Origin of the sequence: Clostridium sp. CAG:43 (assembly GCF_000434655.1) — a bacterium.
Lineage (GTDB): Bacteria > Bacillota > Clostridia > Lachnospirales > Lachnospiraceae > Otoolea > Otoolea fessa.
Map to the genome: position 1 here is coordinate 1 of NZ_FR894984.1, position 684 is coordinate 684.

Below are 684 nucleotides of genomic sequence, written 5' to 3' on the forward strand. Positions count from 1 at the left end.
GGAGATACTGTTTGCCGGAGGGATTGTAGATACTCATAAGAGCATACCCGCAATTCCCGCACTTGATTTTTCCTGCCAGCCATGTGTGGGTGGCTTTCCGGGCAGACTGGATTTTCATGTTGTTCATCAGCTTCTTACGGCAGGTCAGCCAGGTGTCGGAGGGGACGATACCCTCATGGGGAGCCAGTACCAGCATTTGGTCTTTCAAGTCGTTCTTCTTGCTGGGCTTCACATCCCGTCCTTGATACAGATAGCAGCCGTTCATGCCCGTAAAATCGGCAACGTCATTGACAATGACTGTACCTTGACTTTTGAAAAATTCGTACACATCAAGGTCTGCCTGCACATAGACAGGATTGCGTAACATCTGCGCCAGCGTGGGGCGTATCAGCTCTTTGCCATGGAACAAAATCCCCTGTTCGGCAAAGTACCGGGTAATGTCCCCGTAGGAAGTTGTGGGCTGGGCGTACATCTCAAACATCAGCCGGATATTGGCCGCTTCCTCCGGGTTTACCACCAGCTTCTTTGTGTTGATACCGTCCATCTTGATAGGCTCCGTATGGAAGCCGTAAGGGGCTTTCCCGCCCATCTTAAAGCCCCGCTGACTGCGGGAGTAGTAAGCGTCCGTTACCCGCTTCTGTATCGTTTCCCGTTCAAGCTGGGCGAACACGATACAGATATTCA

General features: G+C 51.8%; 1 protein-coding gene. It reads right to left on the reverse strand.

The genetic code is table 11. The features are described 5' to 3' along the window. Positions 1 to 684, reverse strand: a 684-nt coding sequence (locus QVO97_RS00430; RefSeq protein ID WP_288188475.1) for a recombinase family protein, incomplete at both ends; no start/stop codon positions are given.